Origin of the sequence: Vibrio sp. 10N.222.48.A3 (assembly GCF_041475345.1) — a bacterium.
Taxonomy (GTDB): Bacteria; Pseudomonadota; Gammaproteobacteria; order Enterobacterales; family Vibrionaceae; genus Vibrio; species Vibrio tasmaniensis_A.
The window spans coordinates 1-1,266 of sequence record NZ_JBFRVX010000963.1 but is presented as its reverse complement, the minus strand read 5'-3'; the positions used below and the strand labels follow the sequence as shown (position 1 = coordinate 1,266).

Annotated in this window: 2 protein-coding genes; both read right to left on the bottom strand. The window is 36.9% G+C overall.

Annotated features, from left to right (window positions below; all coding sequences use genetic code 11):
• Nucleotides 1-208: 208 nt before the first annotated feature.
• On the bottom strand, nt 209-844 hold the full coding sequence (locus AB4653_RS22460) for a LysE family translocator (protein WP_016800075.1): 636 nt from the start codon (nt 842-844) through the stop codon (nt 209-211).
• Nucleotides 845-943: 99 nt separating this feature from the next.
• Nucleotides 944-1,189, bottom strand: coding sequence for a hypothetical protein (locus AB4653_RS22455; protein WP_016800074.1), 246 nt, complete (start codon nt 1,187-1,189; stop codon nt 944-946).
• Nucleotides 1,190-1,266 lie beyond the last annotated feature (77 nt).

Here is a 1,266-nt window from a genome sequence, read left to right as displayed (position 1 = left end):
GGTTAATTATTACCGAACAAGAAGGCACAGGGCACTTGAATATCTAAGTCCAGTTAATTTCTTGTCACTTAGCAAACCAGTCAGTCTGACAAGTGTAGAGCACCCTTATCAAATAGGAAAACACTTATTCATATGAAGGTAAGACAACTTTTCCCTCACCAAATTTTTGTGAAAGAAAAGACTCTACAAACAGTTACGCTTCCCCAATTTATAGACTCGTCGAAAAAAGATAGATAAGGTAAAGACTCATTAAAACAAAGAAAAATCCTGCAATTTTATTGCCCCACTGTTCAATGTATCTTGACACTATATGTGCCCGCATCCAGTAACCAATGACAGCATACATCGAAAGCACTAGTGCCGTCGAAATACCGACAATCCCCAAACAGATCATATAATCACTGATATTACTATTCGTAAGGTCAACAAAACTAGGTAAGATAGAAGCATAAAAAAGGATAGTTTTTGGGTTCCCCATAGCTATAGATAGCCCGGCAAAAAATTCCTTTGTTGATAAATCAGACGTTGAGATATCGGTTTCACTTAAATGAGGAGAAGCCGCCATAATTAGACTATAGCCTATCCACCCTAAGTATATGGCACTAACAAATTGTACGAAGTGATAGATTCCTTGGACGCCGTTCTGAGCAAGTGCCGTATTGATGCTAAAATATGCAATGCTAAAAAATAACATAGCACCTATGACAATTCCTAAGGTCGTTATTAAACCCGACTTAAGCCCGACCCCCATACTTTGAATCATCACTAGCAACACACTTGGACCAGGTACTATTGATAGTAGCGTAATTGAAGCTGTAAATAATAAGATTGTGGTAATGTCCATGCCATTGCCTTTTAATGGTCTGTGCGTACGTAAACCCACATAGGCTTAATATCTGCAACATGAAAGCCAAACTTCTCGTAGAATCTAAATACTTGATTATCAACAAGTAAAGCTTTTTCGCTTGCCATAATGTTCCACTAAGTTTGATGCTTCCTCACTCAATTCAAGCCACAAATTTTCTGGCAGTATATCGGCGATGCAAACCAGAGGCTTTTTTGAAAATTGGGATTGAAGCTTACAAATATCTGCTTGAGTTAAACTGTCTATAAAATTCTGAAAAGCAGCGTCAATCCTTGATTGTCCATATTGCATGATGAATGTATCCTCATAAATTAAAGTTTTCATGCTAGATTCGAGTTTATAAAAATCAAAGAATAACGCTTAAATTCCGTTTTTTAATGAGGGAAGATAACTATTTATCC

Excerpts from the sequence above, each read along its gene's own strand:
- AB4653_RS22460 (WP_016800075.1), bottom strand. The coding sequence starts at position 844 with ATGGACATTACCACAATCTTATTATTTACAGCTTCAATTACGCTACTA.
- AB4653_RS22455 (WP_016800074.1), bottom strand. The coding sequence starts at position 1,189 with ATGAAAACTTTAATTTATGAGGATACATTCATCATGCAATATGGACAA.